The sequence below is a fragment of the Streptomyces sp. NPDC085932 genome, assembly GCF_044540525.1.
Taxonomy (GTDB): domain Bacteria; phylum Actinomycetota; class Actinomycetes; order Streptomycetales; family Streptomycetaceae; genus Streptomyces; species Streptomyces levis.
Genome location: NZ_JBITSJ010000008.1, coordinates 419,844 through 446,797, shown reverse-complemented (window position 1 = coordinate 446,797; position 26,954 = coordinate 419,844). Strand labels below are relative to the sequence as shown.

Below are 26,954 nucleotides of genomic sequence, written 5' to 3'. Positions count from 1 at the left end.
AGATGCGGCCCAAACAGGGCCGGCAGGTGGTGAGAGTTGGCCATGGCCCGCACGCAGAAGCAGGCCTCCCGCGAGGAGCGTCCGAGGGACGACGGGGCGAAGCAGAGCGGCAGAGGCGCGGCGAGCGCCGTGCAGTCGGTGGACCGCGCGGTGAGTGTGCTGGAGATCCTCGCCCGGCACGGCGAGGCGGGCGTCACCGAGATCGCCGACGAACTGGACGTGCACAAGTCCACGGCGTTCCGGCTGCTCGGCGTTCTGGAGAACCGCGGCCTGGTGGCCCAGGCGAAGGACCGCGGCAAGTACTACCTGGGAGCCGGCGTACTGCGCCTCGCGGGGGCGGCGGCAGTACGGCTGGACGTCTCCCAGGAGGGCGTCCCGGTCTGCCGGGAGCTCGCCGACGAACTGGGCGAGACGGTCAACATCGCGGTGCTGGACGACGACGCGGCCGTCAACATCATGCAGGCCCGGGGCACCGCCTCCGTCACGGCGCAGAACTGGCTCGGCCGCCGCACCCCGCTGCACGCCACCTCCAGCGGCAAGGTGCTGCTCGCCCACCTGCCGCCCACCCTGCGTGAAGGTCTCCTCGCGCGTCCGCTGCACCGATTCACGGAGCGCACGGTCACGGTCGCGTCCATGCTGCGCGGCGAGTTGGACACCGTGGTGCAGCAGGGGTACGCGATCACGGTCGAGGAGCTGGAGATCGGGCTGGCGGCCGCGGCCTCCCCGGTCCGGGCGCACGACGGCAAGGTCATCGCGTCGCTCAGCGTCTCGGGGCCGGTCTACCGGCTGAGCCCGGAGCGACTGCCGGAAGTCGCGAAGCGGACGGAGGCGGCGGCGGCCGAGTTGTCCCGCCGGATGGGGTACGGCTTCTGACGTAGCCCTGGCAGGTGGTCACGGCGTAGCCGAACCGGTGGACCACTGCTTGGTCCAGCCGGTGGGCCCACGGCGAGGCCCGGACCGGTGGCCCACGGCGTGGAGCGCACAGCGCGGGACCAGGTGTCTCACCTGGTCCCGCGCTGTCGTGTGTCGGGCGTGTTTCCCGGGCCCCGGCCGGTTTTCCCAAGCTTGACGCGAACCGGGCCCGTGCCTCTTGACGGCCTTCGATGGCGTTCTCACTATGTTCCTCATCGCGCAACCCATCGTGCATTGCGCAACAAGCAGAGGAGCTTGGCCGTGCCACACGAGGTCCGTGCCGTAGTCGCTGTCGAGCAGGGCGCACCGGTCGAGGTGCAGACGATCGTGGTTCCCGATCCGGGCCCCGGGGAGGTCCTCGTCACGGTGCAGGCCTGCGGGGTCTGCCATACGGACCTGCACTACCGGGAGGGCGCGATCACCGGCGACTTCCCGTTCCTGCTGGGGCATGAGGCGGCCGGCACGATCGAGGCGGCCGGCGCGGGGGTCACCGACCTCCAGCCGGGCGACTACGTGGTGCTCGCGTGGCGCGCCCCGTGCGGGAGTTGCCGTTCCTGTCGCCGCGGCCGCCCCTGGTACTGCTTCGACTCGCGCAACGCGACACAGCCGATGACCCTGCGGGACGGGACGCCGCTCACGAGTGCGCTGGGGATCGGGGCCTTCGCCGAGAAGACGCTGGTCGCCGCGGGACAGGCGGTGAAGATCGACCCGGCCGCGCGCCCCGAGGCGGCGGGTCTCATCGGCTGCGGCGTGATGGCCGGTTACGGCGCCGCCGTCAACACGGGCGGCGTGGGCCGCGGCGACTCGGTGGCCGTGATCGGCTGTGGCGGTGTCGGCAACGCCGCCATCGCGGGTGCCTGCCTGAACGGCGCCATGAAGGTCATCGCCGTGGACATCGACGACCGCAAGCTCGACCAGGCCGAGAAGTTCGGCGCGACGCACACCGTCAACTCCCATGGCACCGACCCGGTCGAGGCGGTGCGGGCCCTGACCGACGGGTTCGGCGTCGACATCGCCATCGACGCGGTGGGCCGGCCGGAGACCTTCCGGCAGGCGTTCTTCATGCGCGACCACGCGGGTGTCCTGGTGCAGGTCGGTGTGCCCTCGCCCGACATGAAGGTCGAACTGCCGCTGATCGACGTGTTCTCACGGGGCGGCGCGATCAAGTCGTCCTGGTACGGGGACTGCCTGCCCAGCCGCGACTTCCCCTTCCTCGTCGACCAGTACCTCTACGGGTTGCTGGACCTCAACGCGTTCGTCAGCGAGACGATCGCGCTGGACCGGGCGGAGGAGGCGTTCGCCAGGATACGGCGGGGTGAGGTGCTGCGCTCCGTGGTCGTCCTGTGACCGCCGTGCGCGTGCAGTGCGCTGCCTCTCCTGCTCGGTCCGCTCGACGGCCTGCATCCCCTCAACCCCCTGAATCCCCTCAAGCCCCTGAAGACCCGGAAGCGCCGGAAGACCCGGAAGCGCCGGAAGCACCCGAAGCCATGTGAACGCCCCACTCCCCCACCGCCTTCACACCGTCCCGGCAAGGAGGGGCATGTCCAGCACACCCGAGAATCCCCGCGTGGTCGTCGTCGGCGCCGGCATCGTCGGCTGTTCCCTCGCCGACGAACTCACCGCCCGCGGCTGGACCGACGTCACCGTCCTCGAACAGGGCCCGCTGCCCGCCCCCGGCGGCTCCACCTCGCACGCGCCCGGGCTCGTCTTCCAGACCAGCCCGTCCAGGACCCTCACCGCCTTCGCCCGCTACACGGTCGAGAAGTTCGGCTCCCTCGACGTCGACGGCGTCGGTTGCTTCCAGCGGGTGGGCGGCCTGGAACTGGCCACCACGCCCGAGCGCCTCGCCGAACTCCACCGCAGGGCCGGGTACGCCGCCTCCTGGGGCGTGCACGGCGAGGTCGTCACCGCCGCTCGCTGCAAGGAACTGTGGCCGCTGCTCGACGCGTCGGTGGTCCTCGGCGGCTTCCACACCCCGGACGACGGTCTGGCCCGCGCCCTGCTCGCGGCCCGCGCCCAGATGGCCCGGGCCTCCGCGCGGGGCGCCCGGTTCCTGGAACGCCACACGGTCACCGGCATCGAGCAGCGGCACGGGCGGGTCACCGGCGTCGTCACCGACCGGGGCACCTTCCCGGCCGACCACGTCGTCTCGGCGGCCGGCTTCTGGGGCCCGGTGATCGGCCGCATGGCCGGGGTCGACGTGCCGCTGCAGCCGCTGGCCCACCAGTACGCCAGGACCGGGCCGCTCCCGGCGCTCGGCGGCGCGACCGCCGAGGCCTCGAAGCCGATCCTCCGCTTCCAGGACCGGGACCTGTACTTCCGCGAGCACACCGACCGCATCGGCATCGGCTCCTACGCGCACCGGCCCCTGCCCGTCGACCCGTTCGCGGTCCTGCCGTACGACGAGGCCCGCGCCCGGGACATGGACATGCCCTCCTCGTACCCGTTCACGGCGGAGGACTGGGCGCCCGGTTGGGAGGACTGCCGGCGTCTGCTGCCCGCCCTGCGGGACGCGGAGATCGAGTCCGGTTTCAACGGCGTCTTCTCCTTCACCCCGGACGGTATGCCCCTGCTCGGCGAGTCGCGTCGGCTGCGTGGCTTCTGGCTGGCCGAGGCCGTCTGGGTCACCCACTCCGCGGGGGTCGCCCGGGCCGTCGCCGAATGGATGGTGGACGGGCGGGCCTCGCTCGACCTGCACGAGTGCGACGTCACGCGCTTCGAGGAGGCGCAGCGTTCGCCGTCGTACGTCCTGGAGCGCGGTGCTCAGCAGTTCGTCGAGGTGTACGACGTGATCCATCCGCTCCAGCCGATGGAACGGCCGCGTCCACTGCGGGTCAGCCCCTTCCACGTCCGGCAGCAGCAACTCGGCGCGTACTTCCTGGAGGGCGGGGGCTGGGAGCGTCCACACTGGTACGAGGCGAACGCCCCGCTGGTGGAGGCCCTCGGAGCCCTCCCGGAGCGGGACGCCTGGTCGGCCCGCCACTGGTCCCCGGTCGCAGCGGCCGAGGCACGGGCCACCCGCGAGGGCGTCGCCCTCTACGACATGACGCCCCTGCGCCGCCTGGAGGTCACCGGCCCGGGAGCCCTCGCGTTCCTCGACCGCATGACCAGCAACAACCTCCGCAAGAAGCCCGGCGCGGTCACCTACACCCTGCTGCTCGACGAGGCGGGCGGCATCCGCTCCGACCTCACCGTGGCCCGTCTCGCCCCCGACCGCTTCCAGGTCGGTGCCAACTCCCCCGCCGACCTCGACCGGCTCCTGCGCCACGCCCCGGCCGACGTCCACATCCGGGACATCACCTCCGGCACCTGCTGCGTCGGCGTCTGGGGCCCGCTCGCCCGGGAACTCGTCCAGCCGCTCACCCGGGACGACTTCTCGCACGAGGCGTTCGGCTACTTCCGGGCGAAGGAGACCTACCTCGGGCACGTCCCGGTGACCGCGCTGCGGCTGAGCTACGTGGGCGAGCTGGGCTGGGAGCTGTACACCACGGCCGACCTGGGGCTCAGGCTCTGGGACACGCTGTGGGAGGCCGGCCGGGGGCTCGGCGTGATCGCGGCGGGCCGTTCGGCGTTCAACTCCCTGCGTCTGGAGAAGGGTTACCGCGCGTGGGGCGTCGACATGACCGACGAGCACGACCCGTTCGAGGCGGGCGTCGGCTTCGCCGTGCGCATGGACAAGGAGCACTTCGTCGGGCAGGACGCGCTCCGGGACCGCCCGGAACCCACCCGCCGGCTCACGCCCCTCCTCCTCGACGACCCGGCCGCCGTCGTCCTGGGCAAGGAGCCCGTGTACGTCGGCGGAACGCCCGCCGGATACGTCACCAGCGCGTCGTACGGCTACACGCTCGGCCGCTGCGTCGCCTACGCCTGGCTGCCCGCCGGGCTCGCCACCGGCACCGGCGTGCACATCGAGTACTTCGGCGAGAAGGTCCCGGCCACGGTCGCCGACGAGCCGCTGTTCGACCCGAAGATGACCCGTATTCGCCGGTAGGAGGCGTTTCCCTCGTGACGACGACCCCGAGCACCCCGAGCCTGATCGCCACCCTCCCCGGCCGCTACTACACCGACCCGGAGGTCTTCCGCCGGGAGCAGGAGCACGTCTTCGAGTCGCTGTGGTTCTGCGCGGTCCGCGGCTCCGACCTGGACCGGCCGGGCGCGTTCCGGACCGTCCAGGTCGGCCGCGAGAGCGTCATCATCACCCGCACCCGCAAGGGGGACCTGCGCGCCTTCCTCAACGTCTGCCGGCATCGCGGGGCCCGGCTGTGCACGGAGGAGTCCGGCGAGATACGCCGCACCCTGCAATGCCCGTACCACGCGTGGACGTACGGTCTCGACGGCACGTTGATCGCCGCACCCAACCTGATCAGGATGCCGGACGTCGACCGGGTCGCGTACGGGTTGATCAAGGTGGAGCTGCGCGAGTGGCTGGGCTACGCCTGGGTGTGCCTGGCGGACGAACCGCCGTCCTTCGAGGACACGGTCGTGCACGCCGCCGTCGAGCGGCTCGGCGACGCCGCCGCGATCGAGCACTACGGCACGGACAACCTCGCGCTCGGCAAACGCATCACCTATGACGTGAAGGCGAACTGGAAACTGATCGTCGAGAACTTCATGGAGTGCTACCACTGTGCGACGATCCACCCCGAACTGACGGAGGTGCTCCCCGAGTTCGCCGACGGCTACGCCGCCCAGTACTACGTGGGACACGGCGCCGAGTTCGGCGAGGCGGTCAAGGGCTTCACGGTCGACGGCAGCGAGGGCTTCGGCAGGCTCCCCGCGGTCGGCGCCGACCAGGACCGCCGGTACTACGCCATCACGGTCAAGCCGACCGTGTTCGTCAACCTCGTCCCGGACCACGTCATCCTGCACCGCATGTTCCCCCTCGCCGAGGACCGCACGGTCGTCGAGTGCGACTGGCTGTACGCGCCGGAGGTGGTGGAGTCGGGGGCGGACGTGTCGAAGTCCGTCGAGCTCTTCCACCGGGTGAACGCCCAGGACTTCGCCGCCTGTGAAAGGACGCAGCCCGCGATGTCCTCCCGCGCCTACCGCGAGGGCGGTGTGCTGGTCCCCAACGAGCACCACATCGGGATCTTCCACGCATGGCTCCTCGGACGGCTGGGAGGCGAGCATGCCGGACCTGTTCATCGACGGTGAGTGGCGGGCCGCGCTCGACGGGCGCACCCGCGAGATCCGCTGCCCGGCCGACGGCTCCCTCGTCGGGGTCGTGGACGAGGCGGACGGCAAGGACACGGCGGAGGCGATCGCCGCGGCCCGCCGCGCCTTCGACGAAGGCCCCTGGCCGCACACCCCGGCCCAGGCCCGCGGCGACCTGCTGCTGCGCGTCGCGGACCTCCTGCTGCGGGACAAGGAGGAACTCGCCCGCGCCGAGTCCCTGGACACGGGCAAGCGGCTCGTGGAGAGCACCTGCGACATCGACGACGTCGCGAACTGCTTCCGCTACTTCGGGCGGCTGGTGGCGAGCGAGACCGGCCGGGTCGTGGACACCGGCCGGGCGGACGTGGACAGCAGGGTGGTGTACGAGCCGGTCGGGGTGTGCGGTCTCATCACCCCCTGGAACTACCCGCTGCTGCAGACGGCCTGGAAGGTCGCCCCGGCCCTGGCGGCGGGCGCCACCTTCGTGCTCAAGCCGAGCGAACTCACCCCGCACACCGCGCTCCACCTGCTCCGGCTGCTGGCCGAGGCCGGGCTGCCGCCGGGTGCCGGGAATCTGGTCCTGGGCGCCGGGCCGCAGGTGGGCGCCCCGCTCGCCGACCACCCGGACGTGGACCTCCTGTCCTTCACCGGCGGTCTGGAGACGGGCCGCCGGCTGATGGCGGCCGCCGCCGGGACGGTCAAGAAGGTGGCGCTGGAACTGGGCGGCAAGAACCCGAACATCGTGTTCGCCGACGCCGGCTTCGACGCGGCCGTCGACATGGCGCTGACCGCCGTGTTCCTGCACTCCGGGCAGGTGTGCTCGGCCGGTGCGCGGCTGCTCGTGGAGGACTCGCTGCACGACCGGTTCGTCGACGAGCTCGTGCGCCGGGCGCGGGCCATCCGGCTGGGCGGGCCGTTCGACGAGCGGGCGCGGACCGGGCCGCTGATCTCGGCGGCACACCGCGACAAGGTGGAGCGGTACGTCGCCCGGGGTCTCGCGCAGGGCGCGGTGCTGCGCTGCGGCGGCGCGCGGCCGGACCGTCCGGACCTGGCGGACGGCTTCTACTACCTGCCGACCGTGCTCGACGAGTGCTCGGCCGGCATGTCGGTGGTCCGGGAGGAGTCCTTCGGACCGGTCCTCACCGTCGAGCGGTTCACGAGCGAGGACGAGGCCCTGCGCCTGGCCGGCGACACGGTCTACGGCCTCGCCGGCGCGGTGTGGACGAGCGACGAGGCCCGCGCGGCCCGCGTCGCGGCCCGGCTGCGGCTCGGCACGGTCTGGATCAACGACTACCACCCCTACGTCCCGCAGGCGGAGTGGGGCGGATTCAAGCAGTCAGGCTTCGGACGCGAGCTCGGGCCCGCGGGGCTCGCCGAGTACCGCGAGACGAAGCACATCTGGCGCAACACCCGCCCCACCCGCCAGGGTTGGTTCGACTGACCGAACCGCCCCGAGGACACACCCATTGAGGAACCGCCCATGAGACAAGCCGCGCACTCCACCGACACCCACGGCAACGACGACGCCGAACTGACCGAGTTCGGCTACAGACCCGAGCTGAAACGCACCCTCGGCAACTTCCACACCTTCGCCGCCGGCATCAGCTACATCTCCATCCTGACCGGAACGTTCCAGCTCTTCTACTTCGGCTACGGCAGCGGCGGCCCCGCCTATTGGTGGTCGTGGCCGATGGTCTTCGCCGGCCAGTTCATGGTGGCGCTGTGCTTCGCGGAGCTCGCCGCCCGCTATCCCGTGGCCGGTTCCGTCTACAACTGGTCGAAGAAGATCGGCAATCCGCACCTAGGCTGGCTCGCCGGCTGGATGATGCTGATCGCCTCGATCGTGTCCATATCGGCCGTGGCGCTGGCCTATCAGTTGACGCTGCCGCAGATCTCGTCGTTCTTCCAGTTCGTGGGGGACGGCACCGGTACGTACGACGTGGCGACCAACGCGGTCATCCTGGCCGCGGTGTTGATCCTGTTCACCACCCTGGTGAACGCCTTCGGCGTCAGGCTGATGGCCCGGATCAACACGGCGGGCGTGTTCATCGAGTTGATCGCCACTGTCGTATTGATCATCCTGCTCGCCGTCCACATCACGCGCGGGCCGCAGGTCGTCATGGAGACGCACGGGACCGGCGCGGGCTACGGCAACGGGTACCTGGGCGCCTTCCTGGTGGCCTCGCTGGCCTCGGCGTACGTGATGTACGGCTTCGACACCGCCGCCTCGCTCGGCGAGGAATCGCTGAACCCGACCCGGAACGCGCCCCGGGCGATCATCCGGGCGATCGTCGCGTCGTTCGTCCTGGGCGGGTTGATCCTGTTGCTTGCGTTGATGAGCGTGTCCAGTCTGAACGGCGAGAAGCTGTCCACGGACGGGCTGCAGTACATCGTGCTGGACGTGCTCGGCCCGACGGCCGGCAAGGCCATGCTGTGGTGCGTGCTGATCGCGGTCACGGTGTGCGCGCTGGCGGTGCACACGGCGGCGGTCCGGCTGGCGTTCGCGATGGCCCGCGACAACAACCTGCCGGCGTCCGCGAAGCTCGCCAGGTGCCATCCGCGGTTCCAGACGCCGGTCCTGCCGACCGTGATCATCGGAATCCTGGCGCTGGCGATCCTGGTGGTCAACATCCGTCAGCCGCAGATCTTCACCGTCGTCACCAGCATCGGCATCATCATGATCTACCTCGCCTACCTGGGCGTCACCGTGCCGCTGCTGGTCGCCCGGCTGCGGGGGAAGTGGCAGCCCGCGGGCGAGGGCCGCTTCTCGCTGGGCCGCTGGGGCCTGCCGGTCAACATCCTGGCCGTGTTGTGGGGCGGGGCGATGACGCTGAACCTGATCTGGCCGCGGGCCGCCGTCTACAACGCCACGGAGCCCTACCACTGGTACCTGCGCTGGGGCGCGGTGCTGTTCGTCGCCGTCATCGCGGGCGGCGGCTTCGCCTACTACTGGTTCGTCCAGCGGCACCGCACCGGCGTGCTCGCCGAGCACCGCTCGGAGGCGACGGCCCCCGCTCCCCTCGCCGCACCGGCGGCCGACTGAGGACCGAAGGAGGACCGTGAGTACGCATGAGTGCGACTACGTCGTCGTCGGCGGCGGCACCGCGGGCAACGTGGTGGCCGCCCGGCTCTCCGAGGACCCCTCCGTCACGGTGTGCGTGCTGGAGGCCGGCCCGAGCGACGTCGGCGACGACGACGTCCTGCGCCTGGAACGCTGGATGGGCCTGCTGGAGTCCGGCTACGACTGGGACTACCCGGTCGAGCCGCAGGCCCGCGGCAACGGCTTCCTGCGGCACGCCCGTGCGAAGGTGCTCGGCGGCTGCTCCTCGCACAACTCCTGCATCGCCTTCTGGGCCCCGACCGAGGACCTCGACGACTGGGCGGCCGCGGGCTGCACGGGCTGGAGCGCGGCCGATCTGTTCCCGCTGTACCGGCGGCTGGAGAACAACGACGCGCCCGGCGACCACCACGGCCGCACCGGCCCGGTGAAGCTGCGCACGCTCAAGAGCGACGACCCGTGCGGCACCGCCCTGTTGGACGCGTGCGCGCAGGCGGGCATCCCCACCGTCCCCTTCAACACCGGCCGGACGGTGATCCGGGGCGCCAACTGGTTCCAGATCAACGCCGACGAGAACAACATCCGCCAGTCGTCCTCAGTCGCCTATCTGCACCCGGTCCTCGGCAAGCGGCCCAACCTGGAGGTGCGCACCGGGGTGCGCGCCAAGAGGCTGGTGCTCGACGGGCGGCGCTGCGTGGGCGCCGAGTACCTGGACCCGGACCTGATCCACACGCGGACGGTACGGGCCCGGCGCGAGGTGATCGTCTCGTGCGGGGCGATCGACTCGCCGAAGCTGCTGATGCTGTCGGGCATCGGACCGGCCGGGCATCTGCGCGAGACCGGCGTCGAGGTGATCGTGGACGCACCCGGTGTCGGCGAGAACCTCCAGGACCACCCCGAGGGCGTGATCATGTGGGAGGCCCGGCAGCCCATGACCACCGCGTCCAGCCAGTGGTGGGAGGCGGGCATCTTCTACGACACCGAACCCGGCCTCGACCGGCCGGACCTGATGTTCCACTACGGCTCCGTGCCGTTCGACCTGAACACGGCCCGGCACGGCTACCCCACCTCGGAGAACGCGTTCTGTCTCACGCCCAACGTGACGCGGGCCAGGTCGCGCGGGACGGTGCGGCTGCGGACCCGGGACCACCGGGACAAGCCGAAGGTCGATCCGCGGTACTTCACCCACGAGCACGACGTGCGGGTGATGACGTACGGGCTGAAGCTGGCACGGCGGATCGCCGGGCAGCCCGCGCTGAGCGGGTGGGCCGGCGCGGAGCTGGCCCCCGGGCCCGGGGTGCGGACGGACGACGAGTTGTTCGACTACATCCGCACGACGCACAACACGGTGTACCACCCGTCCTGCACGGTGAGGATGGGCGCGGACGACGATCCGTCGGCTCCCCTGGACGCCCGGTTGCGCGTCAAGGGCGTCCAGGGGCTGCGGGTCGCGGACGGCTCGGTCATGCCGGACCTCGTCACCGTCAACCCGTGCATCACGACGATGATGATCGGCGAGAAGTGCGCGGATCTCCTGCGGGAGGACGCCTGACGGGGGACGACCGCGCGACCGTGGTGACCGGCCGCGCGGCTCCCCGCGCCCTCAGGGCGTCGCGGGCGCCGGGCGTTTGTACATCCTGGTCGCCGTGATCTCGCTGTGGACCGCCTCTCCCGCCTGGGGCTGCTGCGGCAGGCCCGGGCGGAGGTGCTCCTCGACGCTGATGTACTTCAGGCCCGCCCTGAGGTCGGCGTCGTTCCGCATGCGGATGACCAGGGGGAACTCGGCCAGCGCGGTGGTGTCGAACAGACCCGTGGTGTACAGGAGCTGGACACCGAGGGCGTCCGACACCGCCCGCTGCAGTTCCAGCAGGTAGGTGGCGTTGGCACGGCCGATGGGGTTGTCGAGGAACAGCGTGCCCGCGTGCCGGTGCTTGTCGCGGCCCCGGTCGTTCGAACGCAGCGCGGCCATCGTGCAGTACAGGGCGATGGCGGCGGTGAGCAGCTGGCCGCCGGAGAAGACGTCGCCCATCTGCCCGACGGGCACGCGCTCGGCACGCAGCACCGCGTCCGGTTTGAGGATCTCGACGGCCACACCCTTGGGCTGCAAGGCGGCGGCCACCCCGCGCAGCAGCAGGGACATGCCGTCGCGCCGCAGGTCGGAGTTCTTCTTCACGGCCGCGCGGGTGGCCTCGTCGATCACCTCGCCGAGCCGCTCGGTGAGCGTGGCCTGGTCCGGCTCCTCGAAGCGGATGCGCAGGAACTCCTGGCCCGACCACTCGCCCAGGCCCTCGGGCAGCCGGGAGAGCCGCTGTGCGGAGCGCAGCGTGGCCAGGGCCGATTCGACCAGGCCGCGCAGCCGGTCCACGATCGAGTCGCGGTTGCGCTCCAACTGCTCCAGCTCGTCGGTGAGGACTCTCAGGCGGGGCGCGAAGGCGTCCGCCCACTTCTGGGCGTGCTCGGGCAGCGCGGAGGCGGGCAGTTCGCGGATCTGCTGCCGGGCCGGGGTGCGGACCTGCTCGTAGCGCGTGGAGTTGGCGTGCCGGACGAGGACGTCACTGGCCTCACGGACGGCGGCCTCGGCGGAGGACAGGTCGGCGGCGCAGCCGCGCAGCGACCGGCGGGCCTCGGCGGCGGACTGCCGGGCCTCCTCCGGGCTGCCTGGGTACGGCTCGGTCTCCTCCTGCTCCTCCTCGGTGGTGTGCTCGCGCAGCAGGTCGCGGAGCATCGCGGCGATCTCGTCGAAGCCGCTCGCCGCGTCCTCGGCGGCGCGGTGGGCGTCGAGGAGCTCGGCGTGCGCCTCGCGGGCCTGGTTCAGCGCCTCGGTGTGGGAGGCGAGTTCCGCCGTGGCGGTGCGCAGCAGGGTCTGCGCGTGCTCGGCGTCACGCGGCCGGAGCTCCTCGGGGAGGTCGGTGTGGGCCTCGCCGTCCTCGGGAGCGAGCCGTTCGGCCTCGCCGCGCAGCCGCCCGAGCTGCTCGCTCGCGGTCGACATCCGGGTCTCCAGCAGCTGCACCAGCTCCTCGGCCCGGGCGGCGGCGGCCTGGCGGCTGGGGCCGTCGGAGCCGTCGGGGGATTCGAGGAGCTGCTCCGCGCGCGTGCGGACCTTGTTGCTCAGCCGGTCCAGCTCCGCTCGGGCCGCGCTCTCGTCGCTCTCCGCGCGGGCCTGTTCGGCGCGCAGGTCGGCGCCCACGCCGACCTTCTCGTACACCTGGGAGGCGGCCCGGTAGGCCTCGCGCAGCGCGGGCAGGGACGCCTTCGGGGTGCCGGTGTCGTCCTCGGGCACGTCGTCGGGGGCGCCGGCGATCTCGGAGCGCTCGGCGCGCAGGGCGCGGGCGGTGCGGCGGGCGTCGTCGGCGGCGCGCTGGGCGGCGCGCCGGTCCTCGTCGGCGGCCCGGGCCCGGTCCAGGCAGGCCTGGGCGCCCGCCTCGGACTCGGCCGCCTCGTCGGCCAGTTCGCGCAGTTTGACCTGCCAGCCGGCCCGTTCGCGCAGCCGGAAGGCGAGCCCGGCGAGGGCGTCGGCGGAGCGGCGTGCCTTCTGGGCGGTCTCCTGCCGCTCGTCGCGGACGCGGGCCGCCTCGGCGGCGGCCTCGTCGGCCTCGGCGCGGACGGTCCGCGCCTCGGCCAGCTCGGCCTCGGCCTCCTCGGCGAACGCGCGCGTGTCGTGCGCCGCCTGTGCCAGTTCGGTCAGCCGGCCGGCGGGGCAGCCGGTGCGCCAGGAGGCGAGCCGGGCGGCCAGCTCGCGGTCCTTGCCGAGCCGGGCGGCGAGCGTGCGGATCTCCTCGTCCCGCGCGGTGGCCCGGGCGCGCAGCGCCTGCCGCTCCTCGTCGGCCGCGTGCTCGTCGTGCATGGCCGGGTTCGGCGGCACCAGGAACACGTCGCCGTCGTCGCTGTCCGGGGCGGGCGTCGGGGCGAGCAGGGCGGCGGCGGTGCCGACGGCCACGGCGGAGCGGGGCAGCAGCGCGGCGTCGCCCAGTGCCTCCCGGGCGCGGGCGTGCGAGCCGGGGTCGGTGATGATGACGCCGTCGACGAGTTCGGGCCGGGCGGCCAGCACGCGCGCGTGGTCGGCCGGGTCGACGGCCTGGGCGAGGTAGCGCCAGCCGGGCAGGGCGGGGATGCCGTGCTCGCCGAGGAACTCGACCGTGGCGAGCACGTCCGGGCCGGGCGGCAGCAGTCCGCCGTCACCGAGCGCGCCCAGGATGCGGGCGTCGTCGGCGGCGGCCGTGCGCAGGTCGAACAGCTGACGTTCGGCGGAGGAGACGGCGTCGTCGAGGAGGGCGCGCAGGTCGTCGGCGCAGCGGTCGAGTTCCTCGGGGCCGAGCCCCTCGTGCGCCGTGGCCGGCGGGGGCTGCTCGCCGTCCGTGCCGTGGCGGGGCTGCGGGATGCCGGGGCGCGTCCCGGGGGTCAGGCCGAGCAGCTCCGCGAGCCGCTCCTCGCGCGCCAGCGCCTCGGCGGTGCGGCGCTCGGCCTCGTGGGCCCGCTCCGCGGCCGTGGCCGCGTCGGCCGCGCGGGCCGCGGTCAGTTCGGCCCGGGTCTCGGTGGCGGCGGCCTCGCGCGCGTGCTCCGTGGCGCGGCGGGAGGCCTCGCGGGCGGAGTCCCAGGCCGCCACGGCGGTCTTCTCGGCGTCGCTGGCGGCGAGGGCCGCGCGGGCCGGGTCGGCGTCCGGCGCGCTGTCGTCGAGCCAGCCGGCCCGGACGGCCTCGGCGGTCTCCTGCTCCACCTCGGCGAGGCGCTGCTTGAGGTGCCCGATCTCGCTGCGGGCCCGCTGCGCCTGCGTGGCGGCGGCGGTGGAGTCCCGGTAGGCGGCGTCGCTGACCTCCTGGAGGGCGGCGGAGCGCTCCTCCTCCTCGTTGGCGTGGTGCTCGGCCTTCTCCGCGGCCGCGTGCAGGGCCCGCACGAGGTCGACGGCGGCCCTGGCGCGGGCGGCCAGCGCCGGGGCGGCGTCCCGCTCCGCCTCCTGGATCGCGGCGGACACGCGGGCGACGCGGTCGGCGGCGGCGCGGTGACGCAGCACGGCCTCGGCGGCCTGCCAGGCCGAGTACAGCGTGCGGGCGTCGGCGAGTTCGCGCTTCTGGGCGGCGGCGGACTTCTCCGCGGCCGCGAGCGCCAGGGAGGCGTGCCGGTAGGCGAGTTCGGCGGAGATCAGGGCGCTGCGCTCGCGGGCCGCCTCGGCGTGCGTGACGGCGTACGCGGCGGCGGTGACGCGCTGGGCGAGGTCGGCGGCGCGGGCGCGCTCCTGCACTCCGCGTGCGGAGAGCCTGCGGGCCAGGGTGCGGGTGCGGCGCTCGGCCGCCGTGTGGACGTCCCGCGCGCGTGAGCGGGCCACGGCGGCCTCGACGATCCGGCCCAGCAGGTCGACGGATCCGGCGGTGAAGTCGCGTTCGGCCATCAGCTCGGCGCGCCGGCCCAGCTTGTTGCCGAAGCCGCTGACCAGGTCGGCGAGTCCGTCGGTGTCCCGCGTGTCGGTGACGGCCCGCAGCAGCAGGTCGGTGAAGTCGGCGTCCTTCTTGACCGCGAAGAGACCGGCGGCCTCGCCCTCGTCGGCGTTCATCTCACGCTGGTAGCGGAAGAGTTCGGGGTCGAGGCCGAGGTCGCCCAGGTGCTCGATCCAGCGGTCGTGGATCTCCTCCCAGTGCACCTCCAGGTGCGGGTAGGTCTTGCCCGCCTCGGTGAGGGCGTCGCGGAAGCCCTTCATCGTGCGGCGCCGGCCGCGCGCCCCCGACTGCCCTTCGACGGGGGGCCGTACGGCGGTGGACTCGGCGACGGGGAGGTTGTCCAGGCTCAGTCCGGGGCCGGGGCGGAAGGAGTACCAGGCCTCGGCGAACTTGCGCGGGTCGTTGGAGATCTGCCGGCCGCGCCACTCGCTGACCTTGCCGACGACCACGCACTCGCCGGTCAGCACGTGCTGCCACTCCAGCGCCACGTGTCCGCAGTCGTCGGCGAGGAGGAACTTGCGCAGCACGCCGGAGCTGGCGCCGCCGAGGGTGTTGCGGTGGCCCGGCAGCATCACGGAGAAGATCAGCTTGAGCAGCACCGATTTGCCGCCGCCGTTCTCCAGGAACAGCACGCCCGCGGGGGCGGGACGGCGCGGCGGTCCTACGGGCTCCTCCTCGAAGAACTCCGCCTGTGTGGGCGCGGGGTCGGGCACGATCTCGCCCACGCCCCGCAGGTCGAGCACGGTGTCGGCGTAGCGCGCACCGGCGGGCCCGATGGAGTAGAGGCGGACGCGGGACAGCTCGTACATGGCGGACTCTCGTAAGTCTTCGTCAGGTGGGGGGTGTTCAGGAGGAGTGGAACGGCAGACCGGCGTCGGCGACCAGATCCAGGTCGTCGCTCTCCTCGGGGGGCAGCAGCGTCGGGGTGCCGTCGGTGACCGGGACGATGCCCAGTTCGAGCAGCTCGGCGAGGGCGGCGCTGCCGGCCAGGTCACGGACCTGGAGCTGATAGCGGGCGGTGGTGCGGTACGTGCCGCCGTTGTCGTCGCCGGTGCGCTGGAGGAAGCCGGAGTCGGTGAGGAAGGCGACGGCCTTGGCGACGATGCCGGTGGTGGAACCGGCGAGCCGGCGGGCGTCCTTGGTGGCGCCGGTGGCGCTGCGCCGCACCCAGATCCGCCAGGCGGCCTCCAGGCCCGGCGCGTCGGTGGCCGGGTCCGTGTTCTCGCCCTGCTCGGCGGCGCGCTCCTCCAGGCGGCGGCAGGCCTGGCGTACGAAGGCGTCGACGCCGTTGACCGTGACGCGGCCGATGTAGCCGTCGTCGGCGAGGTCCTCGGGGCGGGGGAACGCCATGGCGGCGACGGCGAGATGGGCCAGTCCGTGCAGGAAGCGGTCGCCGCCGTCGGCGGACGTACGACGCGCGTAGTCCCCCATGCGGACGGCGAACACCGAGTCCTCGGCGGCGGTCACGGCCATGCCCGCGCGCGGGGACACCTCCAGCACGATCAGGCCGAGGCCGGTCGCCACGGCGTCGGCGAGCCGCGCGAACGGCGGGTCCTCGCGGTAGCGCCGCAGCAGGTCCGCGTACTCCTGGTCGCGGGCGGGCTGCAGCTTGGGCTGCAGCCCGAAGGAGACGAGCCGGGCCGCGTCGGCGGCGTCGGCGGGAGTGACGGCGGCGGTGGCCACGGGGGCCGTGCCCTCCGGCTCGCTCCACTCGACGTGCTCGCTCACGACGTGAACTCCTTGACCTTGTAGACGAGAGTGCGGGCCACGCCCTCGGGGGCGCGGGGAACTGCGCGACCGGCCACGACGGCGCCGCGGCAGGCCACCGGGGGAAGCATCACGCGGCCTCCGTCCTGTCCGCCGCCATCCCCGCCGCGTCCAGCAGTGCCGTCCCGACGATCAGGTCCGCACCGCCGAACTCCGGATCGTCCAGCTCCGTGCCGTCGTCCACGGCGAACAGCAGCTTCTGCTCCCCCTGCCGGTACGCCGTGCCGACCGGCGGGCTCGCGGCGTGCACCGCCAGCAACGCGACCAGGTACGGCAGCTCGGGGTCCTGCGTGCGGGCCTCGGCCAGCAGCCCGGACAACCGCCGCGGCGCGTCCGCCGGCAGGTCGAGCAGCTCCAGCGCCGCCGCCAGCTGCTCGTCGCTGAACCGGCTGTCGTCCGGCGTGGCGATGAGGTCCGGCTCGGGCATCTCCGCGCCGAGGTGCTCCCGCTCGACGGGCGGCGTGAGCAGTATGTCGACGAGGTCGGCGACCCGGACGGACACGGGCGTGCGCAGCCCGGTGCCCCGGCCGAAGAACGCGTCCGTGACCCGTACGGCCTGCTCCAGCGGCAGGGGCAGGACGGGCGAGACGAGGTGTCCGTAGAGGTCTATTCCTGAGGTGGTCATCGGCGTCGCGAAGGCCTGCCGGTCCTGCTCGGCGCGGAACAGCGGCCCGGCCTCCAGCAGCCGGGACTGCAACTGCGTGTGGCGCCGGATGCAGTCCTTGACGATGTCGACCAGCTCGGCGGCGCGGCGCTTGTGCTCCGGGTCCTCGGACTCGTCGCGCGCCTTGCGGATGTTCGTGAGGATCGCGTTCTCGTGGCGGTAGCGGTCGGCCACGTGCTCCAGGGCCTCGGCGATCATGTCGGGGACCGTGCTGAGCCAGTCGACCGCGCGGACGTTGCGCCGGGTCGCGTCCAGGGCCTTGCGGAGCGTCTCCGAGTACTGCACCGTGCGGTAGCGGGCCTGTTCGGCCGCGAGCTGGGCGTCGGCGAGCCGGCCGCGGCTGATCAGCACCTCCAGCTTGACCTCGGCGGCGATCTGCGCGCTGGTGACGTCCGTGTCGAGGGCGCCGACGAGGACGTTGACCGCCTCGTCCGTCGTCCGCAGATACACCGTGCCGCCGGGGCCGGGGACCTCTTCGATCAGCTTGAAGTCGTAGTCGCGGCGCACATAGGTGCCGTCCGCCCCGAACGTGCCGTACACCGCGCGGAAGCCGCGGTCGACGCTGCCGACGTTGATCAGGTTCTCCAGGACCCAGCGGGCCACCCGCTCGTGCTCGGCGGCGGGGCGCTGCGGGGCCTGGGCGGCGATGCGCGGGATGAGGCGCGCGACGATCTGGTCGTGGTCGGCGCCCGTGTCGAAGTCCATGTTCAGCGTGACGAGGTCGATGGCCGCGAGGGCGACCTCCGCCATGCCGTACACCGAGTACTCGCCGGCGAGGTTGGCCTTGCGCGCGTCGAGGTCGTGCAGCGGCGCGGTGCAGGCGAGCGCGCGCAGGCGCCGCGCCAGGCCCTCGTCGGCGGCCGGCCCCGGGGCGGGGCGCGGCCCCGCGCTGAGCTGGGGCGGAACGCTGTCCGTCGATGCAGGCGAAGTCACGGTGCACAGACTAGGTCCTGGGTCTGACATCGACCCAAACGACGCGGTACGCCTCGGCGGCGCCCGGCGTCAGCCGTCCTCGCCGACACGGCGGCGGTACACCTCGACGACCCGTTCCAGCGAGTCGTCGAGGTAACCGGCGAGCAGGTTCTCGGCCTGTGCGCGGTCCCCGGCCTGAAGGGCCTGGAGGATGGCGACATTGCGTGCGATGTACGGTTCGTGCAGCCGCTGCGGCTCGTCCACCACGTGGAACGCCAGGCGCAGTTCGGCGAAGACGCTCCGCATCAGCTCGGCGGTGCGCTCGCTCGCGGCGAGCGCGACCAGTTCCCGGTGGAAGTGGATGTTGGCCGTGCCCACTCCCTTCCAGTCACCTTCGCGGGCCGCCCGCCGCCCCTCCTCCACCGCGGCGGCGAGTCCGTCCAGCCCGTAGGGCGGCTCCCCCAGGCCCCGGACCACGGCGCACTCGACGAGCCGCCGGGTGCGGTAGATGTCCTCGACGTCCTCCACGGTCAGGACCCGGACGAAGACGCCCCGGTTCAGCTCGTGGACGAGCAGACGTTCGTGGGTGAGCAGCCGGAACGCCTCGCGCAGCGTGTTGCGGGAGACCCCGAGCGCGCCCCCGATGCTGTCCTCCGACAGCCGGGTGCCGGGCGGGAAGTAGCCCTCGGCGATGCGGCTCCTGAGGATGTCCGAGACCCGTTCCGCGGTGCTGGTGCGCCCCAGGAGAGCCCGGTCGTCGGCGAGGTCCTTCAGCTGCTCTGCCATGCCGGAATTCAATCGCAGATCCCAAGAACGAACCAACATGGGTATTGAGGGATCGTTGAACAATCCTCTACGGTGCTACGCACGGCGTCGTCTCCTCACCGCGGCGCCGACCGCTTCCGCACGGCACGGCTCACCTCCCAAGCACCCTCCGTCCTCCCTCTGCGAGGTGCCCATGAGCACGACCCCTCCACCGCAGGCCCTGACCGACGGGACCCGCGCCACGTCCGAACCGGCCTCGGACGACGGGGCGTTCGGCTGGCTGCGGGCCCTGGGCCCGCGCGGCCGCCGCGCCTTCGCCGGCGCCTTCGGCGGCTATGCCCTGGACTCGTACGACTACTTCACGCTGCCGCTGAGCATGGTCGCCCTGTCGGCCTACTTCGGCCTCAACAGCGGTCAGACCGGCCTCTTCACCACGGTCACCCTGGTGGTCTCCGCGGTCGGCGGCGCCCTCGCGGGCGTCCTCGCGGACCGCATCGGCCGGGTCAAGGCCCTGATGATCACGGTGATCACGTACGCGGTCTTCACCGTCGCCTGCGGCTTCGCGCCCAACTACGAGACGCTGCTGGTCTTCCGCGCCCTGCAGGGCCTCGGCTTCGGCGGCGAGTGGGCGGTCGGCGCGATCCTGGTCGCCGAGTACGCCAGCGCCAAGCACCGGGGCCGCACCCTCGGCGTGATCCAGAGCTCCTGGGCGGTGGGCTGGGGCCTCGCGGTGATCGTCTACACGGTGGTCTTCTCGCTGGCCGGCGACGACCTGGCCTGGCGCATCATGTTCTGGACCGGGGCACTGCCCGCGCTGCTCGTCGTCTGGCTGCGGCGCAGTGTGCACGACGCGCCCGAGGCGACCGCGGCGCGCGAACAGAGCGCCGAGAAGGGCTCGTTCAAGGCCATCTTCCGGCCCGGCCTGCTGCGGGTCACGCTCTTCGCCGGACTGCTGTCGACGGGTGTCCAGGGCGGCTACTACACCCTGGCCACCTGGGTGCCGACGTACCTGAAGTCCGAGCGTGACCTGTCGGTCGTCGGCACCGGCGGCTATCTGACGTTCCTCATCTCGGGCGCCTTCATCGGCTACCTGACCGGCGGCTACCTCACCGACAAGCTGGGCCGGCGGCGCAACATCTGGCTCTTCGCCCTGCTGTCGGCGCTCTGCATCCTGGCGTACGCGAACATCCCCAGCGGCGCCAACACCCTGCTGCTGGTACTCGGCTTCCCGCTCGGGTTCTGCATGTCGGCGATCTTCAGCGGCTTCGGCTCGTACCTGTCCGAGCTGTACCCGACGGCCGTGCGCGGCACGGGGCAGGGCTTCACGTACAACACCGGGCGCGCGGTGGGTGCCGTGTTCCCGACGACGGTCGGCTTCCTGGCGGACAGCTGGGGCGTGGGCGGCGCGCTGGTCTTCGGCGCCATCGGCTACGGCATCGCGGCACTGGCGCTGCTCGGGCTGCCCGAGACGCGCGGGAAGGAGCTCACGTGAACCGCACGAGCACCGGGGACCGGCCCGTGGTCCTGGTCGAGGAGCACGCGCGCGCGTGGAGCCCGGAGACGGCCCGGGCCCGCTTCCGTGACGGCCTCACCGGTCCCACCGCCGGGGTCGCGGGCGGCCACACCCAGGTCAACCTGATCTCGGTGCCCGCCGACTGGGCCTACGACATGCTCCTGTTCTGCCAGCGCAACCCCAAGCCGTGCCCCGTCCTCGACGTCACCGACGCCGGGTCCTGGACGACCGTGCTCGCCGAGGGCGCCGATCTGCGCACGGACCTGCCGCGCTACCGGGTGTGGCGGGACGGTGAGTTGGTGGACGAGCCGACCGACGTGCGCGCGTACTGGCGCGACGACCTCGTCTCGTTCCTCATCGGATGCAGCTTCACCTTCGAGTGGGCGCTGGGCGAGGCGGGCGTGCCGATCCGCCACGTCGAGCAGGGCCGCAACGTGCCGATGTATGTGACGAGCCGGCAGTGCCGTCCGGCGGGGCGGCTGCACGGGCCCCTGGTGGTGTCGATGCGGCCGGTGCCGCCCCGGCATCTGGGGGCGGCGATCCGGGAGAGCAGTCTGCTGCCGGCGGTGCACGGCAGCCCGGTGCACTGCGGCGATCCGGCGGGGCTGGGCATCGAGGACCTCGGCCGCCCCGACTTCGGCGACCCGGTGGCCGCCGAACCGGACGACATCCCGGTGTTCTGGGCCTGCGGGGTGACTCCGCAGGCGGCCGTCATGGCCTCCCGCCCGCCCTTCGCGCTCACGCACGCCCCGGGGCAGATGTTCCTCACCGACGCCCGCGACGAGCAGTACCGCGTGGCCTGACAGGAGACACTGGAATCATGGCCTGCATCGACCTGAACGCCGATCTCGGCGAGGGCTTCGGCCGCTGGCGGCTCACCGACGACGAACGTCTGCTGTCCGTCGTCACCAGCGCCAACGTGGCCTGCGGCTTCCACGCCGGGGACGCGGTCACCATGCGCCGGGTGTGCGCGCTGGCGGCCGAACGCGGGGTGCGCATCGGCGCCCAGGTGTCCTATCGGGACCTGGCCGGGTTCGGGCGGCGCGCCATGGACGTGCCGCCCGCCGAACTGGCGGCCGAGGTCGCCTACCAGATCGGCGCCCTGGAGGTGTTCGCGCGTGCGGCCGGCTCCCGCGTGGCCTACGTCAAACCGCACGGCGCGCTCTACAACCGGGTCGTGCACGACGAGGAGCAGGCCGCCGCGGTCGTCGAGGGCGTGCTCCTGGCGGACGCCGCGCTGCCCGTCCTGGGCCTGCCCGGCTCACGGCTGCTGGAGCTGGCCGGGAAGGCGGGGCTGCCGGCCGTCCCGGAGGCGTTCGCGGACCGCGCCTACACCGACGCGGGCACTCTCGTGCCCCGCTCCCGGGAGGGCGCGGTGATCACCGACCCGGACGCCGTCGTGGAACGGTCCCTGGGCCTGGCCGCCTCCGGCGAGGTGGTGTCCGGGTCCGGGGCGCGCATCGAGGTGCGCGCGCGGTCCCTGTGCCTGCACGGCGACACGCCCGGCGCGGTGGACCTGGCCCGCCGCGTCCGGGAGCGGCTGGAGTCGTCCGGGGTCCGGGTGGAGGCTTTCGCATGAAGGTGCTGCCCGTCGGCGACGACGCCCTGCTCGTCGAGGTCTCCTCGGGCGACGAGGCCCAGGCCCTGCACGCGGAGCTGCTGCGGCGGCGCGCCGAGGGCTCGCTGACGGCACGCGAGATCGTCCCGGCGGCCCGCACGGTCCTCCTGGACGGCCTCGACGCACCGGGCCGGGTCGCCGCCGAACTGACCGCGGCCGACCTCCCGCCCGCTCCCCCGCCCGGGGGTGACGTGATCGAGATCCCCGTGCGCTACGACGGCCCGGACCTGGCCGACGTCGCCGCGCACTGGGGCGTGCCGGAGCCGGAGGTCGCCCGCATCCACGCGGGCACCGAGTTCCGGGTCGCCTTCTGCGGCTTCGCACCCGGCTTCGGCTACCTCACGGGCCTGCCGCCCCGCTACGACGTCCCGCGCCGCGCCACCCCGCGCACCTCCGTCCCGGCCGGGTCGGTGGCCCTGGCGGGCCCGTACACGGGTGTCTATCCGCGCTCCTCGCCGGGCGGCTGGCAGTTGATCGGCACCACGGACGCCGTGCTGTGGGACCACGCGCGCGTGCCGGCCGCGCTGCTGTCGCCGGGCGCGCGCGTGCGGTTCGTTCCCGGGGCGCGGTCATGACGGACCGCGCGCTCGCCGTCGTACGCGCCGGGGCCCTCACCACCGTGCAGGACCGGGGCCGCCCCGGGCACGCGCACCTCGGGGTGCCCCGTTCCGGAGCGCTGGACGGGCCGGCGGCGGCGCTCGTCAACCGGCTGACCGGCAATCCGCCCGGAGCGGCCGTGCTGGAGACGACCCTCGACGGCTGTGCCGTGCGGCCCCGTTCGGATGTCACGGTGGCGGTGGCGGGCGCGCCCTGCCGGGTCACGGTGGACGGACGGCCCGCCGCCTGGGGTGCGCCGGTGCGGGTGCCGGGCGGTGCGCTGCTGGACGTCGGTCCGGCCGTCGCGGGCGTGCGCGCCTACCTGGGTGTTTCGGGCGGCATCGCCGTGGAGCCGGTGCTCGGCAGCCGCTCGACCGACCTGCTGTCCGGTCTCGGCCCGGTGCCTCTCACGGACGGCACGGTGCTGCCGCTGGGCCGGCCCTCGGGCGTGCACGCGCGCGTGGACGTCGCCCCGCAGCCGGCGCCTCCGGCCGAGCTGGTCCTGCGGGTGACCCTCGGCCCGCGCGCGGACTGGTTCACGCCGCAGGCCGTACGGACCCTGGTCTCCCGCGCCTACCGGGTGTCCCCAGCGAGCAACCGCATCGGCCTGCGCATGGACGGGCCCGCCCTGGAGCGCGGCCGGCCCGGGGAGCTGCCCAGCGAGGGCATGGTGCTGGGCGCGGTGCAGGTCCCGCCGGACGGACGGCCGGTGGTGTTCCTGGCCGACCATCCGACCACCGGCGGCTACCCGGTGATCGCCGTCGTCCGCCCCGCCGACCTGCCGGCCGCCGCCCAGGCGATGCCGGGCACGGCCGTGCGCTTCGTGGCGGTACGCCGCCGCTAGCCCGGGCGCGCCGCCGGGGAAGGACCGGGCCCGGGGTGCCGGGCGCGGCGGACCCGGCAGGCGCAACGGGATGCCGGGCGCGGTGGGACCCGACGGGCGCATCGGGTGTCGGGCGCGCCCGACCCGGCAGGCGTACCCCGGCATCAGTCTCGGTGGCGTGCCGTCTGCCGGGCGGTGGTGCCTGTGCGCGCAGTTCCCCGCGCCCCTTGGGGGGCGGGTCGGTCAGGCCGCCTCCGTCTGTTCGCCCACCGACAGCGCGGCCAGGGCCGCCGACACGGCCGCCGAGGCCCGCAGGTCGAGCCGGGCGCTGGTGCCCCGGGCACGGTGCCGGAGCTCGTCGGCGGCGAGGGTGAGCAGCTGTGGCAGCAGGTCGGTGCACCGGCGGGCCACCCAGCCGGTGCCGGCCGTCGCCAGCCACCACAGGCTCGCCGACCTCGTCGGGCCGGGGGACTCCGGCTCCGGCGACGGCCCGGGCCCGGCGGCGAGCCCGTGCTCGGCGAGCAGGGCGTGGCAGCGCAGGGCCAGCTGCCGGTGCCCCCGCTCCCCCGGGTGCAGCCGGTCCGCACTCCACATGGCCCGGTCGGTGATCCAGTCGCCCGCGCAGGCGTGCAGGTGCAGCGCCCCGTACCGGTCGGACAGGGCGTGGACGACCGCGTTCACGGCCCGTTGCCGCCGCGCCAGCGGACGGGCCAGGGCCCCCGGCAGCCCGAGCATCGTGCCCGGGTCGGGCAGGCAGGCCGTGAGCAGCGTCGCGCCCTGCCCGGCACAGGCCGCGTAGATCCGGTCGAGCCGGGCCGCCACGGCCTGGATGTCGAAGGTGCAGCGCAAGGTGTCGTTGACGCGCCGACGACGACGGACACGAGGTCGGGCCGCAGTCCGAGTGCGGCGGGGAGCTGCCGTTCGAGCACGTCGCCGGTCTGTGCCCCGCTCACCGCGAGATTGGTGAACCGGACGTCTCCCGTCCCCAGCCCGGCGGCGAGCAGCGCCGCCCAGCCGCGCCACCCGTCGTCCACCGGGTCGCCCACGCCCTCGGTCAAGGAGTCCCCGAGAGCCACGAACCTCAAGGACCCTCCGCTCCCGCAGGGCCCGTCGCGGCGTGCGGCCGCCTCCCTCGGTGCGGGTCTCATGCCACGCCTCCGGGCACGAACGGCCGCGCCGGGACGGCCGCGTCATGGGCGGCGAGGAACGCGTCGACCGCGGCATCCCACCCGAAGCACTCCGCACGCGCGCGTGCCGCCCCCCGGCGGTCCGCCTCCAGCCGTTCCAGCAGCAGGTCCACGGCGTCCGCGAAGGCCTCCCCGTGGTCCGCGGCGACGGCCCCGGCCGAGCCGATCACCTCCGGCAGCGCCGACGAGGCGCTCGCCACCACGGGCGTGCCGCAGGCCATGGCCTCCAGCGCGGCGAGCCCGAAGGTCTCGGCGGGCCCGGGCGCCAGGGCCACGTCGGCGGACGCCTGGAGCGCGCCGAGCAGGGCGCGGTCGGAGAGGTGCCCGAGGAAGGTGACCGGCAGGCCGCTCTCCCGTGCCCGCTGTTCGAGCCGCGACCGCAGCGGGCCGTCCCCGGCCACGACGAGCACCGCCCGGCGTCCGCGCCGCCGCAGCGCCTCCAGGGCGTCCAGCGCCGTGCCGGGCCGCTTCTCCACGGACAGCCGTGAGCACATCACCAGCAGCGTCTCGTCCTCGCGCGCGTGCCGCGCCCGCAGCGCGGGGTCGCGCAGGGCAGGGTGCCGCTGCACCAGGTCGACCCCGAGCGGCGCCCGGACGACGTTGCGCGCCCCGATCCGCACGAACTCCCGCTCGGCGAACTCGGTGGTGCACACCACGCGCGCGTACGTGTGGGCCGTACGGACGTTGAGGGCGTCGGCGGCGCGCCGGGCGGCCCCGTCGGGCAGGCCCCAGGTGCGCAGGACGCCGTCGGCGGTCTCGTGGGAGACCATCACGGCCGGGATCCGGGCGCGCCGCGCCCATTTGCCGGTCCATCGCAGGGTCGTGCGGTCGGACACCTCCAGCCGGTCGGGCGCGAGTTCCGCCAGGAGCCGGGCCACCCGCCGCCTGTCGGCGAGGACGCGGTAGCCGCCGGTACCGGGCAGCAGCGGCCCCGGCAGCGTGATCACCCGCCCCTGCTCGGTCTCGCGGTCGCTCGTCCGCTCGCCGGGCACCACGAGGACGGGCTCGTGTCCCGCCGCCCGGTAGCCCTTGCCGAGCTCGCGCAGGGCGGTGCGCAGACCGCCGGAGGACGGGGCGACGAAGTTGGCGAGCCGGACGATCCGGAGCGAGCCGCGCCCTGCGGCGTGTGCGTCCGCGCCGCCACTGCGGCCCGCGGTGTGCGCGTCCGTACCGCCATCGCCCCCTGCGGCGTGCCCGTTCACACCGCCACTACGGTCTGCGGCCTGGGCGTTCACGCCGCCCTCGCGCCCCGCGGTGTGCGCGTTCATGCCGCCACCGCCGTCCGGCGTCCGGCGAGGACGTCGGTGTAGTGGCCGATGAGCCGGTCCCCGACGGCGGCCCAGGTGCGGCCCTCGACCGTGGCGCGCCCGGCGGCGCCGAAGGCGGCGCGCAGCGCCGGCTCGGCGGCCAGGGCCCGTACGGCGTCCCGGACGGCGGCCGCGTCGCGCGGCGGCACCAGCAGCCCGGTCTGTCCGTGCGCGACCAGGTCGAGCGGTCCGCCCGCGGCGGGTGCCACCACGGGCAGCCCGCTGGCCATGGCCTCCTGGACGGTCTGGCAGAAGGTCTCGAAGGGGCCGGTGTGCACGAAGAGGTCCAGCGAGGCGAAGACCCGGGCGAGGTCGTCACCGGTGCGGCGGCCGAGGAAGACGGCTCCCCGCAGCGCCTGCTCCAGCGAGGGCCGGCTGGGACCGTCCCCGACGATCACGACGCGCACGCCGTCCAGGCCGCAGGCGCCGGCGAGGAGTTCGACGTGCTTCTCGGGGGCGAGGCGGCCGACGTATCCGACGATCAGCTCGCCGTTCGGCGCGAGTTCGCGGCGCAGGGTCTCGTCGCGGCGGTCGGGCCGGAACCGTTCGGTGTCGACACCGCGTGGCCACAGCTCGACCCGGGGCACTCCGTGGGTCTGCAGGTCGTGCAGGGCCGCGCTGGAGGGGGCGAGGGTGAGGTCGGCGGCGCCGTGGACGGAGCGGATGCGCCGCCAGGCAGCGGCCTCTCCGGCGCCCATGTAGGTGCGGGCATATCCGGCCAGGTCGGTCTGGTAGACGGCGACGGCGGGGATGCCGAGGCGGGCGGCGGCGGCCATGCCGCGCACCCCGAGGACGAAGGGGCTGGCCAGGTGGACGACCTCGGCACGGTGCTCGACGAGGGTGGCGGCCAGGCGGCGGCTGGGGAGGGCGACGCGGACCTGGGGGTAACCGGGCAGCGGGAGGGAGGGGACGTGGACGACGGGGCACGGCGCGGACGCGTCGGGCTTGTTGCCCGGTGCGGGGGCCGGGGCGACGACGACGGGGGCGTGACCGCGCTCGACGAGGTGCCGGGCGGTCTGGAGCGCGCAGTGGGCCACGCCGTTCACGTCGGGGGGAAAGGATTCGGTCACGATGACGACACGCATACCGGTGTTGTCGCCGTGCCGGACGTGGCCGCGTCAACGTCGATCTTTCCGGCCGAGGAACGTCCCATGAGCGTTCCGATGCACACCCGCGCAGGTCAGGCCGTGTCCACGCCCTCCTGACCCGCGGGTCACCCGACGTTCATCTCCCTGGCCTGATGCGGCC

At 73.8% G+C, this 26,954-nt stretch carries 18 protein-coding genes and 1 pseudogene; 12 read left to right on the top strand and 7 right to left on the bottom strand.

From position 1 onward, the window contains the following. Positions 1-42: 42 nt before the first annotated feature. From ACIGAQ_RS34745 to ACIGAQ_RS34715, 7 genes are all read left to right on the top strand, one after another. Positions 43-873 carry an IclR family transcriptional regulator gene (locus tag ACIGAQ_RS34745; RefSeq protein ID WP_311687855.1) on the top strand — a complete coding sequence of 277 codons (831 nt, stop codon included), beginning with the start codon at positions 43-45 and terminating at the stop codon, positions 871-873. A 300-nt stretch (positions 874-1,173) separates the two neighbouring features. Beyond that, positions 1,174-2,259, top strand: coding sequence for an S-(hydroxymethyl)mycothiol dehydrogenase (locus ACIGAQ_RS34740; RefSeq protein ID WP_399790071.1), 1,086 nt, complete (start codon positions 1,174-1,176; stop codon positions 2,257-2,259). A 193-nt stretch (positions 2,260-2,452) separates the two neighbouring features. Beyond that, on the top strand, positions 2,453-4,903 hold the full coding sequence (locus tag ACIGAQ_RS34735; protein ID WP_399790068.1) for an FAD-dependent oxidoreductase: 2,451 nt from the start codon (positions 2,453-2,455) through the stop codon (positions 4,901-4,903). Between the two features lie 14 nt (positions 4,904-4,917). Further along, entirely contained in the window at positions 4,918-6,066 is a 1,149-nt protein-coding gene (locus ACIGAQ_RS34730; RefSeq protein ID WP_399790066.1) for an aromatic ring-hydroxylating dioxygenase subunit alpha, read from the top strand. Further along, positions 6,041-7,507, top strand: coding sequence for an aldehyde dehydrogenase family protein (locus ACIGAQ_RS34725; RefSeq protein WP_399790063.1), 1,467 nt, complete (start codon positions 6,041-6,043; stop codon positions 7,505-7,507). The genes ACIGAQ_RS34730 and ACIGAQ_RS34725 overlap by 26 nt, the downstream gene beginning before the upstream one ends. 39 nt (positions 7,508-7,546) lie before the next feature. Then, positions 7,547-9,109, top strand: coding sequence for an APC family permease (locus ACIGAQ_RS34720; protein ID WP_399790060.1), 1,563 nt, complete (start codon positions 7,547-7,549; stop codon positions 9,107-9,109). Between the two features lie 16 nt (positions 9,110-9,125). Beyond that, positions 9,126-10,676 carry a GMC family oxidoreductase gene (locus ACIGAQ_RS34715; protein ID WP_399790057.1) on the top strand — a complete coding sequence of 517 codons (1,551 nt, stop codon included), beginning with the start codon at positions 9,126-9,128 and terminating at the stop codon, positions 10,674-10,676. A 51-nt stretch (positions 10,677-10,727) separates the two neighbouring features. Here ACIGAQ_RS34715 and ACIGAQ_RS34710 read toward each other — a convergent pair whose 3' ends face one another. The 4 genes from ACIGAQ_RS34710 to ACIGAQ_RS34695 form a co-directional block, all read right to left on the bottom strand. Further along, complete coding sequence (locus ACIGAQ_RS34710; protein ID WP_399790054.1) at positions 10,728-15,362, bottom strand: hypothetical protein; 4,635 nt, start codon at positions 15,360-15,362, stop codon at positions 10,728-10,730. 37 nt (positions 15,363-15,399) lie between these two features. Next, positions 15,400-16,281: a hypothetical protein gene (locus ACIGAQ_RS34705; RefSeq protein WP_399790052.1), complete on the bottom strand. Its 882-nt coding sequence runs from the start codon at positions 16,279-16,281 to the stop codon at positions 15,400-15,402. 109 nt (positions 16,282-16,390) lie between these two features. After that, positions 16,391-17,917 (bottom strand): hypothetical protein, encoded by a 1,527-nt coding sequence (locus ACIGAQ_RS34700; protein ID WP_399790049.1) that lies wholly within the window; start codon positions 17,915-17,917, stop codon positions 16,391-16,393. 69 nt (positions 17,918-17,986) lie between these two features. Continuing rightward, complete coding sequence (locus ACIGAQ_RS34695) at positions 17,987-18,682, bottom strand: GntR family transcriptional regulator (RefSeq protein WP_362283928.1); 696 nt, start codon at positions 18,680-18,682, stop codon at positions 17,987-17,989. A gap of 172 nt (positions 18,683-18,854) precedes the next feature. Between ACIGAQ_RS34695 and ACIGAQ_RS34690 the strand changes: the two genes are divergently transcribed. The 5 genes from ACIGAQ_RS34690 to ACIGAQ_RS34670 are packed head-to-tail and all read left to right on the top strand — an operon-like array spanning position 18,855 to position 23,233. Continuing rightward, positions 18,855-20,153: an MFS transporter gene (locus ACIGAQ_RS34690; protein ID WP_311687844.1), complete on the top strand. Its 1,299-nt coding sequence runs from the start codon at positions 18,855-18,857 to the stop codon at positions 20,151-20,153. After that, positions 20,150-20,977: a putative hydro-lyase gene (locus ACIGAQ_RS34685; RefSeq protein WP_399790045.1), complete on the top strand. Its 828-nt coding sequence runs from the start codon at positions 20,150-20,152 to the stop codon at positions 20,975-20,977. Before ACIGAQ_RS34690 ends, ACIGAQ_RS34685 begins: the two co-directional genes overlap by 4 nt. Positions 20,978-20,994: 17 nt before the next feature. Beyond that, complete coding sequence (locus ACIGAQ_RS34680; protein ID WP_311687842.1) at positions 20,995-21,753, top strand: 5-oxoprolinase subunit PxpA; 759 nt, start codon at positions 20,995-20,997, stop codon at positions 21,751-21,753. Then, positions 21,750-22,367, top strand: coding sequence for an allophanate hydrolase subunit 1 (locus tag ACIGAQ_RS34675; protein WP_399790042.1), 618 nt, complete (start codon positions 21,750-21,752; stop codon positions 22,365-22,367). The genes ACIGAQ_RS34680 and ACIGAQ_RS34675 overlap by 4 nt, the downstream gene beginning before the upstream one ends. After that, positions 22,364-23,233 carry a biotin-dependent carboxyltransferase family protein gene (locus ACIGAQ_RS34670; protein ID WP_399790039.1) on the top strand — a complete coding sequence of 290 codons (870 nt, stop codon included), beginning with the start codon at positions 22,364-22,366 and terminating at the stop codon, positions 23,231-23,233. The genes ACIGAQ_RS34675 and ACIGAQ_RS34670 overlap by 4 nt, the downstream gene beginning before the upstream one ends. Before the next feature lie 222 nt (positions 23,234-23,455). Here the strand turns inward: ACIGAQ_RS34670 and ACIGAQ_RS34665 are convergent. The 3 genes and pseudogenes from ACIGAQ_RS34665 to ACIGAQ_RS34655 form a co-directional block, all read right to left on the bottom strand. Then, a pseudogene (locus ACIGAQ_RS34665) lies at positions 23,456-24,360 on the bottom strand (SGNH/GDSL hydrolase family protein). Further along, positions 24,357-25,667: a glycosyltransferase gene (locus tag ACIGAQ_RS34660; protein WP_399790036.1), complete on the bottom strand. Its 1,311-nt coding sequence runs from the start codon at positions 25,665-25,667 to the stop codon at positions 24,357-24,359. Before ACIGAQ_RS34660 ends, ACIGAQ_RS34665 begins: the two are co-directional and overlap by 4 nt. Beyond that, a complete protein-coding gene (locus ACIGAQ_RS34655; RefSeq protein WP_399790033.1) occupies positions 25,664-26,791 on the bottom strand; it encodes a glycosyltransferase family 4 protein in 1,128 nt (375 codons plus the stop codon). The genes ACIGAQ_RS34660 and ACIGAQ_RS34655 overlap by 4 nt, the downstream gene beginning before the upstream one ends. Between the last annotated feature and the right edge of the window lie 163 nt (positions 26,792-26,954).